General features: G+C 64.9%; 14 protein-coding genes. 10 read left to right on the top strand and 4 right to left on the bottom strand.

The annotated features are described in order from the left end of the window. The first annotated feature begins 6 nt into the window (after positions 1-6). The gene (locus tag KHO41_RS11090) at positions 7-1179 is read left to right on the top strand and encodes an MFS transporter (protein WP_211953329.1); all 1173 of its coding nucleotides are present in this window, start codon (positions 7-9) and stop codon (positions 1177-1179) included. Here the strand turns inward: KHO41_RS11090 and KHO41_RS11085 are convergent. Continuing rightward, a complete protein-coding gene (locus tag KHO41_RS11085) occupies positions 1166-1534 on the bottom strand; it encodes a VOC family protein (RefSeq protein WP_211953328.1) in 369 nt (122 codons plus the stop codon). The genes KHO41_RS11090 and KHO41_RS11085 overlap by 14 nt on opposite strands. Positions 1535-1876: 342 nt before the next feature. Here KHO41_RS11085 and KHO41_RS11080 point away from each other — a divergent pair, with 342 nt between their 5' ends. The 3 genes from KHO41_RS11080 to KHO41_RS11070 all read left to right on the top strand — a co-directional run bounded on the left by KHO41_RS11080 (position 1877) and on the right by KHO41_RS11070 (position 5731). Then, positions 1877-2791, top strand: a complete 915-nt coding sequence (locus tag KHO41_RS11080) for a dioxygenase family protein (RefSeq protein ID WP_211953327.1) — start codon at positions 1877-1879, stop codon at positions 2789-2791. 149 nt (positions 2792-2940) lie between these two features. Continuing rightward, positions 2941-4668, top strand: coding sequence for an arylsulfatase (locus KHO41_RS11075; RefSeq protein ID WP_211953326.1), 1728 nt, complete (start codon positions 2941-2943; stop codon positions 4666-4668). Continuing rightward, positions 4652-5731: a formylglycine-generating enzyme family protein gene (locus KHO41_RS11070; protein WP_244873793.1), complete on the top strand. Its 1080-nt coding sequence runs from the start codon at positions 4652-4654 to the stop codon at positions 5729-5731. Before KHO41_RS11075 ends, KHO41_RS11070 begins: the two co-directional genes overlap by 17 nt. 36 nt (positions 5732-5767) lie before the next feature. On the opposite strand, the gene KHO41_RS11065 is transcribed toward KHO41_RS11070, so the two are convergent. Together KHO41_RS11065 and KHO41_RS11060 are read right to left on the bottom strand one after the other, a co-directional pair. After that, positions 5768-7201 (bottom strand): MmgE/PrpD family protein, encoded by a 1434-nt coding sequence (locus KHO41_RS11065; protein ID WP_211953324.1) that lies wholly within the window; start codon positions 7199-7201, stop codon positions 5768-5770. A gap of 62 nt (positions 7202-7263) precedes the next feature. Beyond that, positions 7264-8235: a DUF2889 domain-containing protein gene (locus KHO41_RS11060; RefSeq protein ID WP_244873792.1), complete on the bottom strand. Its 972-nt coding sequence runs from the start codon at positions 8233-8235 to the stop codon at positions 7264-7266. Between KHO41_RS11060 and KHO41_RS11055 the strand changes: the two genes are divergently transcribed. The 6 genes from KHO41_RS11055 (at position 8198) to KHO41_RS11030 (ending at position 14253) form a co-directional block, all read left to right on the top strand. Beyond that, the gene (locus KHO41_RS11055) at positions 8198-10060 is read left to right on the top strand and encodes an FUSC family protein (RefSeq protein ID WP_211953323.1); all 1863 of its coding nucleotides are present in this window, start codon (positions 8198-8200) and stop codon (positions 10058-10060) included. The genes KHO41_RS11060 and KHO41_RS11055 overlap by 38 nt on opposite strands. Then, positions 10057-10263 (top strand): DUF1656 domain-containing protein, encoded by a 207-nt coding sequence (locus KHO41_RS11050; protein WP_211953322.1) that lies wholly within the window; start codon positions 10057-10059, stop codon positions 10261-10263. Before KHO41_RS11055 ends, KHO41_RS11050 begins: the two co-directional genes overlap by 4 nt. A 12-nt stretch (positions 10264-10275) precedes the next feature. Beyond that, positions 10276-11187 carry an efflux RND transporter periplasmic adaptor subunit gene (locus KHO41_RS11045; RefSeq protein WP_211953321.1) on the top strand — a complete coding sequence of 304 codons (912 nt, stop codon included), beginning with the start codon at positions 10276-10278 and terminating at the stop codon, positions 11185-11187. Next, complete coding sequence (locus KHO41_RS11040) at positions 11184-12590, top strand: efflux transporter outer membrane subunit (RefSeq protein ID WP_211953320.1); 1407 nt, start codon at positions 11184-11186, stop codon at positions 12588-12590. Before KHO41_RS11045 ends, KHO41_RS11040 begins: the two co-directional genes overlap by 4 nt. Before the next feature lie 105 nt (positions 12591-12695). Continuing rightward, positions 12696-13154: a MarR family winged helix-turn-helix transcriptional regulator gene (locus tag KHO41_RS11035; RefSeq protein WP_211953319.1), complete on the top strand. Its 459-nt coding sequence runs from the start codon at positions 12696-12698 to the stop codon at positions 13152-13154. A 193-nt stretch (positions 13155-13347) separates the two neighbouring features. After that, a complete protein-coding gene (locus tag KHO41_RS11030) occupies positions 13348-14253 on the top strand; it encodes a LysR family transcriptional regulator (protein WP_244873791.1) in 906 nt (301 codons plus the stop codon). Positions 14254-14310: 57 nt separating this feature from the next. Here KHO41_RS11030 and KHO41_RS11025 read toward each other — a convergent pair whose 3' ends face one another. Next, complete coding sequence (locus KHO41_RS11025; protein WP_211953318.1) at positions 14311-15045, bottom strand: IclR family transcriptional regulator; 735 nt, start codon at positions 15043-15045, stop codon at positions 14311-14313. Position 15046: the final 1 nt, after the last annotated feature.

Raw genomic sequence — 15046 nt, 5'->3', positions numbered from 1 at the left:
ATTCCAATGGATCGTCGACTACTCATGCTGGCCCTCGGCATGTTTGCCATGGGGACGGACAACTTCGTTGTTGCCGGCATTCTTCCAGGCGTCGCGGCATCGCTGCACACGACCCCCAGCCTGGCCGGCCAGATGGTCACCGTCTATGCGCTCTCCTATGCGATCCTGGCGCCGGTGATGGCGGCTGTCGCGGGGGCGTGGCCAAGAAAGCTGCTGCTGGTCACCGCGCTCGGTATCTTCGTCGTTGGCAATGCCATCACAGCCCTTGCAACGGATTTGAACACGGTCCTGTTCAGTCGCGCGCTGGCGGGCCTTGGCGCGGCGATGTTCTCTCCCACTGCGTTGGGTGTTGCCACGCTACTTGCAGATCCTGAGAGGAGAGGGCGCGCGCTTGCCACGGTGACCGCCGGCCTTGCGGGCGCAACGGCGCTGGGCGCTCCGATCGGCACGTTCATCGGCGGGTTCGGCAGCTGGAGAATCACGCTCTGGTTCGTCGCGCTCCTGGGGCTGATCGCGATGATCGGGATTGGGGCCATGCTGCGCTCGGTTCCTCAGCCTGCGCGCATCACGCTGCGCGAAAGGCTGACGCCATTGCGCGACATTCGCGTTGCCCTGACCCTGCTCACGTCCCTGTTTGCTTTCGGCGGGTTCCTGATGGTCTATACGTATGCCGGACTGGTGCTGGATCGGGTGACCGGCGGTGACGAACGCGTGCTGGCCGGCATGCTCCTGGTCTGGGGCTGTGCCGCGACGGTCGGGAACATGCTTGCCGGCCGCCTCGTCGACCGCTTCCACAGTCGCACGATCATCAATGCAGGTCTTTGTGTTGGCATTCTCAATTTCTGTGCGCTGCCATGGACTTCCGCATACATGGTCACCGCCGCAGCTGCCTTGATCATCTGGGGGCTGGTCGGGTGGGGATTGATTGTGCCGCAACAGCACCGTCTGGTAAAAATCGCGCCCCCAATGGCACCGCTGCTGCTCGCCCTTAACAATACGGCTACCTACGGCGGGCTGGCCTGTTCAGGTGTTCTCGGGGGCGTTGTGCTTCTGTTCATCGACCGGCAATACCTCAGTGTCGTGGGTGCCGGATTGATTGCGATCGCTCTGGTTTTCGCCGAGGCCGCGCATCTGTGCACTGCGCGCCTCTCCATGCGCATGCGCCCTATGCCTTCGTGAAGATCTCCAGAAAATGCTGGCTCGGATCCTCAAAATAGATCCGGCGACCGCCATCGTCCGTGTTGACTTCGCCGGGGCGGCGGCGATAGGGGTCCGCCCAAAACATCAGATTGCGCGCCCGGATGCGGCCGAAGCCTTGCTCAAATTCGGCGTCGCTGACCAGGAAGGCGTAGTGCTGCATGGCAACATCGCCTTCCGCGTCCATGAAGTCGAGCGTGACATCGTTGTCCAGCCGTACGGTAAGAAACGGCCCGAAAGGCACCGCTGCGGGACGTCCCAGGATCTCGCAAAGGAAGTCGGCTGACGCCTTCTTGTCGCGGGAAAACACGATGGTGTGGTTGAGCTGGATGGCCATGTCGCAATCTCCGGGACGGGGTGGATCTGCAAGGTCCAAACGTCTGAGCCTGCGCGGTTCGGCCACCCGCCGTTACCGCGCCACCCTGGCAGGGTACATGGATTCGACGCTCCGTGACGGGCGAGCCCTCGGCCGCCTTCCTGGCTGACAGCGCCCCCGCGCGGGGCTGGCTGCGGGATGCCGCGCATGTGCGCGATTCGACCGAGCCATACTTGGCAGGTATGGATTGAGACACCATCGGTCTTGGACGTCTGAATAGCCGCGGTCCATACTTTTCTCGCCAATCCCGCAATTCCCCACGGCATACCTCAGATAAGAAAACGCGACACAAGGAGACAAGCGATGTCCGAACTGAATACCAAGCAACTGCTGGAACTGGTCAATTCCCGGCAGGTCGGGCCTGCCGATGAGCGGGTGCGCGCCATCACCGCGCAGATTGTCGGCGACCTGTTCCGCACCATCGACCAGTTCGACGTGACACCCGATGAATTCTGGGCTGCGGCGAAGTGGCTGACGCGACTGGGCGAGGCCGGCATGGTCGGCCTGATTACCGCTGGACTGGGTTTCGATCGCCTGCTGGACATCCGCGAGGACGAGGCAGACCTGGCCGCAAGCCGTGAACTGGGTACGCCGCGCGCCATCGAAGGGCCGCTTTATATTGCCGGTGCACCGCTTCACCAGCGCGAGGTACGGCTGGACGAGGGCAACGAGGGCAAGGGCGAAGTCATGGTGATGGAGGGCCGCGTGCTGGACCTGGAAGGCAAGCCCGTGCCGAATGCCATGGTCGATGTCTGGCACTGCAATGAACTGGGCCGCTACTCCCATTTCGACCCGGACCAGCCCGACTACAACCTGCGCCGCCGCATTCAGACCGACGCCGAGGGCAACTACCGCTTCCGCAGCTTCCTGCCTCCCGGCTATGCCATTCCGCCGAACAGCCCGGTTTCGGAACTGTTCACGCTGCTGGGCCGCCACGGCAATCGTCCCGCCCACATCCATTTCCTGGTGTCGGGAAGCGACAAGCGCGCGCTGACCACGCAGATCAATATCCCGGGGGACACCTTCCTCGACGACGACTTCGCCTTCGCCACGCGCGACGGCCTGGTGGTGTCACTCGAAAAAGTGCAGAACCCCGCGGGCTATGAATCGCTGGGCGTGAACGGCCCCTTTACCCGCGTGCGCTTCGACTTCCGCCTGCAGGATGCCGTCAGCGCGGACGAGGTCGAGCCGGCCAGCCGGTACGCGCGGGCGGCCTGAACGCGCACGACTGCATAGGGCAGGCAAGGCGGCGCGCATGGCGCCACCTTGCCGCGCAGCCTGGTCAACCAGACGCTGTACACAAGACCGACGGTACGGGTAGCGGCCACAGAAGCCATCAAGCGCCCGGCCTGGATGATGGTGGAGACATGACACACAAGTTCCTGAAGCTTGCGGGTGCGCTCGTGCTTGGCGCGGCCGCATCGTTGCCCCTGGCCGCACAGACGGCGGCACATTCGGCAGCAACGCGCCCCAATATCCTGCTGATCGTCGCCGACGATCTCGGGTACTCCGATATCGGCGCCTTCGGCGGGGAAATCTCCACGCCGAACCTGGACCGCCTGGCGTCCAGGGGCCTGAAGATGACGAGCCTGTACGCGTCGCCGTTCTGCTCGCCCACGCGTGCCATGCTGCTGTCCGGCACAGACAATCACCTCGTGGGCTTTGGCGGCATGGCCGAGCTGATGACGCCGCAGCAACGCAGCCGCACGGGTTATGAGGGATACCTCAACGAGAAGGCATTGTCGTTCCCGCAACTGCTGAAGGATGCCGGCTATCGCACCTATATGACCGGGAAATGGCATCTCGGCGTCAAGGACGAGCACGGCGCCAAGGCCCGTGGCTTCGAACGCAGCTATGCCATGCTCAACGGCGGCGCCAGCCATTTCGACCAGACCGGCATCATCACCTTCGACGAGAACAAGACGCCAGAGGCGATGTACCGGGAAGATGGCAAGCCGGTCACCATCCCCTCCGATTTCTATTCCAGCACCTTCTTTGCCTCGAAGCTGATCGACTATATCGACGCCGACAAGGGCTCCGGGAAGCCGTTCTTCGGCTACCTGGCGTTCACCGCGCCGCACTGGCCGCTGCAGGCGCCGGACGCCTACATCCGCAAGTACGAGGGCAAGTACGACGTCGGCTACGACGTCATCCGCGCGCGACGGCTCGAAAGGATGAAGGCATTGGGCATCGTGCCGGCGGACATGCAGGCCTACCAGGGCAATCCCACATGGCCGAAGTGGAGCACGCTGAGCGAGGAGCAACGCCGGCAGGAGTCCCGGCGGATGACAGTCTATGCCGCGATGGTCGAGGCCATGGATGCCGAGATCGGCCGTGTGCTGGACTACCTCGAAAAGGAGAAGCAGCTCGACAATACTGTGGTGATCTTCATGTCCGACAACGGCCCCGACGGCAATACCGTGCTCGATGAAGGCGCGACCCGTGCCTGGGCGGAGAAGCATCGCGACAACAGCCTGAAGAACGTCGGCAGGCCGGGCTCGTTTGCCGAGTACGGCCCGGGTTGGGCGCAGGTCGGCGCCGCGCCGTTCAATCTGTACAAGGCGTTCATGTATGAGGGCGGCATCAGTGTGCCGGGCATCGTGGTGATGCCGGACGGCGTGCGGCGTGGCCAGACCTCGAGCGTACCCGCGCACGTGACCGATATCGCGCCGACGCTGCTGGCGCTGGCTGGAGCGACGGCACCCACCGATACCTACCGGGGACAGCCAATCGCGCCGATGCGTGGCAGTTCGATGCTGCCCTTCCTGACGGGCCAGCGCGCGGTGGTGCACGAGGAGTTCCGCATGGGTTGGGAACTGAACGGGCGCAAGGCCATGCGCAAAGGCAACTGGAAGATCGTGCAGGCCAATGCGCCGTGGGGCAAGGACCGCTGGGAACTATACGATCTGTCGGCCGACCGTTCGGAACTGCATGACCTGGCCGCCAGCCGCCCGGACAAGCTCAAGGAGCTGGTGGCCGCCTACGAGGACTACCGCAAGGCCAACGGCGTGGCGGAGTTCGAAGGGTTGGCGCAGCGCAAGGGCTACAGCAATGGCACGTCCTACTACGAGGATATCCGTGGGCTGGACAAGTAGGGCTGCCAGCGCCGGCGTGGCCGTCCTGCTGGTCCTGGCCGTGCCGGGCACAGGCGTGGGCGCCGCGCCGACAGTTGGGTCGGGGGCCGCCCGTTCCGCGCCGGACACCGCTCGCGCGGCACAGACCGACGGCCTGTGCGAGCGCTATCGCGGTGTACCGGAAGGCTTCGGCCGCGGCAGCGCAGGCCATCCGAACCGTGCCGGCATGGTCCGCCTTCCGGGCGGCACGTTCCGGATGGGATCGGAGCAGGGATATCACGAAGAGCGCGAGGTCCATGCCGTCAGCGTGACCGCGTTTTCGATCGACCGCCATGAAGTTACCAACGCGCAGTTTGCCGCCTTCGTGCGCGCCACTGGCTACGTGACCGTGGCCGAGCGCCGCAGCGGGGCCACGCCGGCCGGCTCAGCCGTCTTCGTGCCGCCCAAAGCGGGCGGCCCGGCGGATGCCGCCTACCGATGGTGGGTTTGGGTGCCAGGCGCCAACTGGCGCCACCCGGCCGGCCCCGGCAGCACCATCAGCGGCAAGGACAACCATCCGGTGGTCCATATTGCCCACGAAGACGCCAGGGCCTACGCCGACTGGATGGGCCGCTCGCTGCCGACGGAGGCGCAGTGGGAATACGCTGCCAGGGGCGGCATGGACGGTGCGGCCTATGCCTGGGGCAATGTGCCCCGGCCCAACGGGCGCGAAATGGCCAACACCTGGCAGGGCAGCTTTCCGCAATCCAACAGCCGCGCCGACGGCCATGCCGGCAGCGCGCCAGTGGGCTGCTTTCCGGCGAACGGGTACGGCCTGTACGACATGATCGGCAATGTGTGGGAGTGGACCAGGGACGAGTACCGGCCGTTCCATGCCGCGGCGCCTGCCGTCGATCCACTGGTAGCGACCCGCAACCCAGGCGAGGCGCCCGGCAGCACCGGCGAAATCGCCAGGGTCATCAAGGGCGGATCCTTCCTGTGCGCGCCGGATTTCTGCGTGCGCTACCGGCCAGCGTCGCGCCAGCCGCAGGAGGCCGGCGTGTCGACGATGCACGTGGGTTTCCGGACGGTGGTCAATGAATGAGGCCTTCTTCGATAACTTGCTGCAGGGCGCAGCGGGCTAGCGCTTGCCAGGCCGCACGTCCGCCATGACGGACGCGATGTTCTCCACATTCTCCAAGTCCAGCACCGCATCGATGACGCGTGCGATGTTGGCCTCGGGGATGACGTCCCGCGCGTTGTCGCGGAATTTCTCTACCAGTTCTTGCGTGCTCATATAGCTGGCCGGATCGGGAGAGGGGCTTCCTTTCGGATAGCGCCGCTCGCCGACAAAGGTCTGGCCGCGCGCGGCCACTTCGATCCTGGCCGGCCGGCTCGCCGCATGCCCCGTCAGAAGCGCCACATAGTCGGGGTGCACGGCATGCTCGACCTTGTCCATCAGGCGCATCACGGATTCGCCGAAGACCAGTTCCGGATCCTGCCAGGCCTTTCCTGGCGGCACGCGATGGGCGCCCAGCGCGATGCCGTGCGCGATGCTGAACTGCGCGTCATGCACATGCCGGATCTCCCGGTTCAGCCAGACGGGCTGCTCGACAAAGCCTTCGACCCATACCTTGATGCCGTCGATCTCGTCGGGCCGCAGTTCATTCTGATCGACGATCTCATTGAGGCTGTCCAGCAAGGCATGCAGGATGCGGCAGTGCGGGTAGGGCTTGTAGGCCTGCTCGGCGGGAAACTGCCAGTCATGGCCCAGTGCCGAGAGGATGCGTTCCGGCTCCCAGCGCGTGGTGCCGATAAAGCGTGGGAAACCGTATTCACGGTCATCGAGAATCTGGAAGTCACCCCGATGGCCCAGTTCGGCCATGTGTGCCGCAGCCATGGCCGCCTGCGTCAGCGCGCCGGCAAGCAGATACTTGATGGTGGAGCTGGGCGCATGCTGAAACCAGGCCACTTGCGAGTTCACCGGGCTGATGCTGCCGGCAATCCCCAACGCGTGCGCGATCGTCTCCGCGCCTGATCCCTTCAGTCTGGCGATGGCCGCCGTAGCGCCGAATACGGTGCTGCTGTAGCCATAGATCTTCGGTGGCGACACCTTGCCGTCCTTGGTGTCGCGCAGGTAGTCCATGGCCTTGCCGAGGCGGTAGGACATCTCGTGCGAGATGGCGAGCGCAGCAATCAGATCCTGGCCGGAGCTGCCCAGCGATTCGCCGATCGCCAGTGCGCCGGGCAGGACATAGGGCGTCACATGGCCCGGCGGTACCACCGCGTCCATGTCGAGCGCATTGATCAGTTCGCCGTTGGCAAAAGCCGCGCCGACCACCGACACCCGTTGATCAGTCCCGATGATGGTGGCGTCGCCCGCGACTCCACCCATCCATGCGCCATAGTCGATCCCGATCTTGCCCTTGGGCTGATCGACAGCTGCCAGTGCGCATCCGAGCGAATCGAGAACGATGCGCTTGCATTCGTCCACGACCGCTGCTGGCAGCGTGTCGTATGCGCTTCGTTGCGTGAAATCTGCCAGCTGCTCGACGATCGTTGTCGTTGTTGTCATTGCATGCTCTCCTGAATCAAGTGCCAGGCCTCTGGTCCAGCGGCAAGTCGGGACCCGAGCCGTTACTTCGAAGCCTTACCGCACGATTGGTGGAAGTCCGGCGCCCAGCGCCTGATGACCTCGCCATCCATCCGCCATCCGATGCACTTGTCCCAGTGAGGCTTCGGCGCTGTGGCCAACGGGGGATGGACGCGCGGTGCCGGCAAAGCTTCCCATTCCGCGCGGCGGAGTTCGCCTCCGATGGTCTGATATGCCACCGTACCGAGATTCATCAGCAGTTCGCGCAGGTGCGTACAGCCACGAACGCCGCCCAGCGTAGCTTCGATCGCCTTGCGCCAGCCTCTCGACATACTGGCGCCCACCAGTCCCTGCAGTGGCGGGCCCCCATCATTGCATTCGGGAAATGGCGTGGCGGGCAGCGCCGCGGCCACGGCCTGGACGGTGTAGGCGCTGTCCAGCGTGACACGAACCTGCATGTGGTGTACGGGCACGTCAGGAGGCTGCTCGCCGTCCTCCCAACTGGGCCACACATGGGTCTTGGTGTCCTTCAGTTCGCCTTCGATGTCCCATAGCCCGTCATCGCGCCGAAAGCCTCGCATCACGATGGCACGCGTGTGCACGTGGCGCCGTGGTGCTGGCGGCGGCAATCCGCGCGTGTCCTTTTCGTCGATATTCAGGGCGGGGGACGGGTCTTCATGCATGGGAACTTCTCGGGGAACGCGTCGCTGTTTGCAGATTTCCAGCACGGTACTGCCGTGCATCGCCAACCATGCTACGTCGGGGATGTCCCTGCCGCCCAGTCCTGACATGAAGCCGTTCCGTACATTGGAAGTACCACGCGCGGCCAGCGCCATCGCGGCTGAGATCATCGAATCGAGTAATAAATCAATCATTGACAAATCACCGATATGCCAATAGTCTGACGATTCGTCGGCATTGGGCCGATTTGCCTTGGTGAGTCGCGGCAGGTGCCATTGCCGCAGGCAGCAGTCTGCAATGAGAGTATTCGATCCGGACCGGTGGGTGTTCGCCACCAAATTGTTCCTGGCTGGCGTGATCGCCTATGCGGTCTCCGTGCGCGCCGGACTGCCACAAAGCTATTGGGCAGTCGTGACCTGCTGCGTGGTGATGAACCCGACCACTGGCGCGATCCACAGCAAGGCGATCTACCGCTTCTGTGGAACGCTTGGCGCTGGCATCACGTCGTTGCTGCTCGCAAGCGTGTGCGCCAATGCTCCACTTTTGATGATCATGCTGGCCGGCCTTGTGTCGACGCTGGCGTTTGCCGCGGCGCTTCTCGACCGCACACCGCGGGCGTATGGATGGCAGCTCTTCGGCGTGACGGTGATCCTTGTAGTCGTTGCCGGCGTGGATGCGCCCGCGAACATGTTCGATACGGCACTCGCGCGCGTCTGCGAAATCGGCGTGGGGATTGCGTGTTGCGCATTCGTCGACAGTGTCCTCGCGCCGCGCTCGCTGGCGCCGGCGTTGTACATGCGCCTGCAATCATGGCTGGACCACATGGGCGCCTGGATGGACCACGCGATGTCGGGACATGGCGATGACGCGCAGACCCTGGCTGACCGAAGCCGGGTCATCATGGACATCACGGCAATGTCGGCATTGGCCGGCCAGCTCGCTTACGATCCGCAGGTCAGCGCCTGGAAGCGCCAGTGCGTATTCGCGATCCAGGGCTGCCTGCTGCAACTGGTACCGATGTTGTCGGGCCTGGAGGCATCTTGTCGTGCGAGTTCGGGAGATCCCGACGCTCAGGTAGCCGGGCTACTGAGGCAAAGCCGCCAGGACCTGGCCGCTGACATAGCAGCGCTGTGGTCGGACGTGCGGCAGATTCACGCTTCCCTGACAACGGGGGAACCGTTGCCCTCCGCGCTGGTGCAGCGTGTTCGGCAGGCGAGGGCGTTCCCGCTGCCGCCGGATGCGGGCCTGGTCGCGCGCGTATGCGGCGGCATCCTGCTCGCCTATGCGGCGCTTTGTGGCCTGTGGTGGGTCACCGGGTGGTCGTACGGTGCCAACGCAGTCCTGATGGGGGTGGTGGCGATCGCCTTCTTCGGCAATCTGGACGAGGCCGGCAAGGCCATCACGACCTTCGCCCGCTTCACTGCAACGGCACTGGTGCTGGCAGCGATCATCAGCTACGGGTTGTTACCGCTGGCTGCGGATTTTCCCGCCCTGGTCGTGGCCATGGCGCTGTTCCTGCTGCCGATTGGCGCATGGGCAGCATCCAATCCCATGGCGATCCTTTTGCTTGGCGTAGGGCTGAGCAACACCAACCTGCAGGCGGTGTACACCCCGGCCGAGCTGGGTGTGTTCCTGGACTGTTGCCTCAGTTCGCTGCTGGGCGTTTTGGTGGCCCAGGCGTGCATCGGCATGATGCGGCGCATGGGATCTGCCCATGCGTTGCAGCGCCTGGCACAAGCTGGCCGCGCAGACCTGTTGCGCCTTGCACGGCAGGGCAGCGTGGGCAATCCGGAGGCCTACGCCAACCGTACCCTGGACCGGATCGCGGCCATGGTCAGCCGCCAGGCGACTTCGCATGCCGCAGACGCGGCGGCGACGCAGCTTGCGGTGCTGCGCGCAGGTGTGGCGATCGCTTCGCTGCGCCATGCGACCACGTCGCTGACGGGCGACTTTCGACAAGCTGTGGAAGCGCTGATGGCCGCGATTTCGGCGACCCTCGATGGAAAGGGACGGGTGGACGAGCTCCTGCCCCTGATGAACCACGCACTACGCAGGGCAGGCGACGCGTCAAGGCCGGAATGCCGCGAGGCCCTGCGCAGCCTGACATGGCTGCGTCTCGCGTTGCCGGCGGCGTCGACGGTGCTGGAGCCGCAACGATGATGGGCGGCTTCGACATTGCCGGGGTCTTCTTCTCCCCGTTGCTGCTATGCCTCTTTTCAGGGCTGCTGGCCCGAGTCGTCATCTCGAAGGTACTGGAACGGGCAGGGCTCTACCGCCTGGTGTGGAACCGCCCGCTGTTCGACATGGCCCTGCTCATCCTCCTGGTCGGCGCGGAGTTTGCACTGCTTCGCGTCCTCATCTAGCCAAACTTTCCAATGCGCTCAAAGGCATTTCCGTACCCGCTGCTCAAGATCGGCGTGACCGTGTTGCTCGCACTGCTGGCGAGCTGGACGCTGTGGCAACTCTACGCGTACTACACCTACGCACCCCAGACGCGCGACGGCCGGCTCCGTGCCGATACCATCCCGCTGGCGGCCGACGTGTCGGGGCGCGTGGAAGCCGTGCTGGTCCATGACAACGAGGTCGTGAAGCGTGGCCAGACGCTGTTCGTGATTGACACGGCGCGCCTGACCAATGACCTTGCGGAAGCCGATGCGGCCGTCGCGACTGCACAGGCACAGCTCGCGTCCGCGCAACGCGAGGACAAGCGATACCGGACGCTGGCCGACGTCGTCGCGCCGCAGGAGGTGGACAATCGCCGCTCCGCTGTCGAGGAAGCGCGGGCACGACATGCCCAGGCGCTTGCCAGCCGGGAACGTGCGCGTATCAACCTGGACCGCGCGAAGGTCGTGGCGCCGGTCAACGGCATTGTGACCAACTTCTCGCTGCGGCCCGGCGCCTATGCGACAGCCGGCCAGCCCGTGATGGCCTTGCTGGATCGCGACAGCTTTTATGTGTCCGGCTATTTCGAAGAAACCAAGCTGGCGCGCATGCATGCCGGCATGAGTGCGCAGGTGCGGATCATGGGCGAAGATCGCCCACTGCGCGGCCACGTGGAAGGCGTATCGGCCGGTATCGAAGACCGGGAGCGGACCACTGCGCCCGGCACGCTGCTGGCCAATGTGAATCCGACATTCAGCTGGATTCGCCTCGCGCAGCGCGTGCCGGTGAGGATTGCACTGGACGAAGTGCCGCCCGGTGTCACGCTGGTCGCCGGACGCACGGCGACGGTGTCGCTCGAAGAAAGCGATTCCACGATCCGCAAGCCAGCAGGCACCACAGAATGAGGGCCGCATACGTGGCTGTGCTTGCAGCCGCATTGTCCGCCTGCACAGCTGTCGGCCCCGACTATGTGCCGCCGCCAGGGCCTGCGGTTCACACGGATGCGTTCGAGGCCGCCGGTTCCGCGGCGCTTTCCTCCGATCCCTTGCCGCCCCAATGGTGGCGTCTGTATGACGACGCGCAGCTCGATGCCTTGGTAGCGCAAGCGCTGCGCATCAATACGGACCTGCGCGTCGCGCTCGCGAATCTGGAGCGCGCGCGGGCGGAGGTGGACGAAGTGCATGCCACCTACGGCGTGCAACCGGTTGTCGAAGCTGGCGTATCAGTTGGCCAGGCATCCACATTGGGGATCAGCCGGCCCGCCGGAACGCATGGTGTGGTCAGCGCGGGCCTGGGCATTGCCTACGAGGTGGACGTGGCCGGCCGCATCCGTCGCACGCTGGAGTCTGCGGAAGCCAGCGCGCTCGCGCGCCAGGCCGCGTACGAACTTGCGCAGGTTACGGTTGCCGCAGGTGTCGTCGGCGCATATACAGACGCCTGCTCAGCCGGCGCGCGCCTGAAGGTGGCGCGAGAGTCGGTGGCATTGCAGCGGCAAAGCCTGACGCTGACTGCCAGGGGCGCGTCGGCAGGCATCTATTCGAGCCGTGACACCTTGCGCTCCCAGGCGCTGCTTGCACAACTCGAGGCTGTGGTCCCGCCACTCGAAGGCGCGCGCCGGACGGCGCTCTACAGCCTTGCGGTCCTGACGGGACATGCCCCCACCGACTTTCCGCAGGTCCTGGGCCAATGCGAGACGATTCCCGCGCTTGCCCAGCCGCTGCCGGTTGGGGATGCCGCGGGCATGCTCCGGCGGCGGCCGGATCTCCGGCGTGCAGAGCGCGAGCTTGCAGCCGCGACAGCACGGATCGGCGTGGAGACGGCCGGCTTGTATCCGACCGTCACGCTAGCGGCAAGTATCGGCACAACGTTCCGCACTGGCGGCGAGCCGTTCAGCGGCTCCGCGTTCCAATACGGCCTGGGCCCGGTGATCTCGTGGACATTCCCGAATCAGAAAGTGGCCAGGGCCCGCATCGACGAAGCAGGCGCCGCCGCCCGCGCCGCACTCGCGCAGTTCGACGGAAGCGTGCTCAATGCACTGCGCGAAACGGAAAGCGCACTGACGCTCTACGTACGTCATATCGAGGAGAATGACCGGCTGCGCCAGGCGCGAGATGCAAGCCTGGCAGCCGCGCGGCTGCAGCAACGGCTGGCGGCGGGCGGTACGGTGTCCAGCCTGGAACGTCTCGATACGGAGCGCGCGCTTGCCATTGCACAGGGCGCGCTGGCAGCCTCCGATGCGACGCTTGCCGCCGACAGGGTCAGGATTTTTCTCGCGCTCGGCGGCGGCTGGGAACGTGCAGGGTCTTGACGGTGAAATGATATAAAAATCAATCGTTGATAAATCACTGAAATAGCAGTAGGATTGAGGCATCCTTTTTAACGTAGCAACCGGAGCCCCTAGGGCGACTCAGCCATGGATGCCATCGAAAGCACCTTGCATGCCTTCACCGCAGCGATCCAGCCCGCCAGGCGCGCCTGGACCCAGGCTGCGGCAACGGTCATGGCGGACGAAAGCCTGACCATGTCCCTGGCCGTGGTGATCGTGCTGACCCACCGCCGTGCGGATGTGCACCAGAAGATGCTGGCCGATGAGGTCGGTGTCAACCCGGCCGCGATTGTCCGTCTGTTGGACCAGGGCGAGGCTGCGGGGCTGCTGGACCGGCATGATGCCCCGACGGACCGCCGCATCAAGGTCGTGAAACTGACCCGCAAGGGACGCCAGCTCGCCGATCGTCTGGAGAAGGTCGCCTCAGCACTGCGTGTGGAACTGCTCGGCGATGTTCCCCAGGAGGATATCGAGGCCGCTACGCGGGTCTTGCGCCTGCTGGAGGAAAGATCGCTCCGGTACCTGACGGAAGCAGGCCAGCAGTGAAGTAGCAACAGGTTTAACTGCGTGCCCGGCAAGCGGCACGCAGGGGCGGGCAGGTAGTGACGGATGGTCGCTCGCTCGAGCGAAAGAAGTGGTGGATCGTTCTGCGCTTCTGCTTGCCGCGCCGGCCGGCAGCTGGATGCGCCCCATGCCGTTCGGCGTCAGCAGCAATGTGGCGACGACGGATGGAATGAGCATGACACCCGAAGATTCGGAAGACGCCATGGACTGGCGCGACTGGGAAAACTTCTGCCGGGTCGTGGAAGCCGGCAGCTTCACGGCGGCAGGCAGCAAGGCTGGCCTGCCGAAGTCCTCGGTCAGCGCATCCGTGACACGGCTTGAACGCCAGATCGGCGTTCGGCTGCTGGAGCGAACCACGCGACGCGTGCGCGTGACCGAAGCCGGCGAAGTCCTCTATGCACGTTCATCGCCACTGCTGTCGGCGCTGCGCGACGTGGCCGCCGATGCGAAATCGACGACGCCGGAAGTCAGGGGGACGTTGCGGATCAGCGCCCCCTATGAGAGCGGATGGCTGCACCTGTCCCCGGCACTCGCGGAACTGCTCAGAAAGTACCCGGACCTTCGCGTCGAGATCGACGAGTCGCGCGTGGTGCCAGACCTGGTTGAACAAGGGTACGACGTGGCCTTCGTCAGGACCACCACGCAATTGCCGGGCAGTTCCATGGTGAGCAGGCGGGTGGTGGCAATGGACCGTGCCTTCTATGCATCCGCGGCACTGTGCAAGGCGCGTGGATTTCCCGAGTGGCCACAGGATCTTGAAGCATGGCCCGCTATCGCGGAACCCGACGACCAGTTCTGGGAGTTTTGCAAGGACGGCAAAGAGGTGGAGCGCGTGTGCGTGCAGCCACGCATGCGGACCTCCAATGGAGAGATGCGTGCGCGCGCCGCGATCGACGGGCTGGGCGTTGCCCGCTGTGCGTCGAGCTTTGTCGAAACCTATCTCCGGCGCGGTGAACTCGTGCGGGTCCTGCCCTCGTTCACTTCAACGCCGTCCAGGATCTATGCACTGACTCCCGCGCGCCGGCTGATGCCGCCCAAGGTGCGCGCGTTGCTGGACGCCGTCGGGAGCGTCAACGAGTAGTGGACCCGGATGCTCGTGCGTGCGCAACCGGCATCGATGGCTTGATCTCGTACCCGGCTATCCGCGGATTTCCGCTGCAGCCGGCGCAAGCAAATGAACCAGCCGGTTTACGCCGCGCTCGTCAATCTCTGACTGTGCGACAACGAAGCTGAGGCTTCCCACCGCCCGCCCGTCTTCATTGAGGATGGGCGCCGCAATGCCGACCCGCCCGGGATCAATCTCTCCGTATGAGACCGCATGGCCTTGCCTGCGAATGCGCGTGAGCGTCTGGCGGAATGTCGCCCAGTCTTCGCCCAGGCCTGCAGCCCCGATCTCGGCAGCGTGCCTGGCATACATGGCCTGCAGCGCGCGTGTTTGCTGAAACGCAAGAATGACGCGCGATGTCGCGCCACGAAACATGATCATGGGGCGGCCGCGCTCATAGCTCACCACGGCTTGCGGCCCCTGGTTGAGTACCTGGTGTACGCACAGGACTGAGTCGCCAAACGCGCGGCAAAGCAGCATGACCGAGCCGGGCGGCGCGTAGACGATCAGTTCCTCCATGATCGGCCGCGCCTGCTGCAGCATCGGGTCCGTCAGCTGAATCTGCCGATCCAGTTGGATGATGGCCGGCCCGAGCACATACCGGCCGGCGCCAGCCGTCGCCACCAATCCCAGTTCCATGAGGTTCGACAGGTAGCGATACGCGCTGCTGATCGACACCTCCAGCCGACCGGCTACTTCCTCGGCCGTCCAGACCGGCTTCTCCAGCGAAAACAGCGTCAGCACGCCAAGTGCCCGATCCGTGGCCATT

It is taken from the genome of Cupriavidus numazuensis (assembly GCF_905397435.1).
Classification (GTDB): Bacteria; Pseudomonadota; Gammaproteobacteria; order Burkholderiales; family Burkholderiaceae; genus Cupriavidus; species Cupriavidus numazuensis.
This window is presented reverse-complemented; position numbering and strand designations above follow the sequence as displayed.